The organism is Melaminivora alkalimesophila (assembly GCF_000282995.1).
GTDB classification, from domain to species: Bacteria; Pseudomonadota; Gammaproteobacteria; order Burkholderiales; family Burkholderiaceae_C; genus Melaminivora; species Melaminivora alkalimesophila.
The window spans coordinates 1-273 of sequence record NZ_ALEE01000727.1; the positions used below are offsets into that span (position 1 = coordinate 1).

1 protein-coding gene is annotated in these 273 nt (G+C 75.1%); it reads right to left on the minus strand.

All coding sequences use genetic code 11. The features are described 5' to 3' along the window. Positions 1 to 273, minus strand: a 273-nt coding sequence (locus A612_RS14215; RefSeq protein WP_040437042.1) for a sensor histidine kinase N-terminal domain-containing protein, incomplete at both ends; no start/stop codon positions are given.

The window sequence follows — 273 nt, forward strand, 5'->3', positions numbered from 1 at the left end:
CCAGCCACACCAGCAGCACCGCCAGCGGCAGGATGATGAACTGCGGCAGCATCACGCCCTTGATGATCTCGGTGGCCAGCACGCTGCGCTTGGAGCGCGTCTCCGCCACCTGGACCAGGGCCGCCGGCGCCCCCGGCAGCGGCACGCGCACCCACAGGTAGGCCACGCGCAGGTCCACGCCGCGCAGCTCGGCGTCGCGCAGCCGCACCTCGGCCGACAGCGGCCGCTCGTCCTCGCGCGGCGGCAGCGGCAGCTCGCGCTCACCGGCAAGCC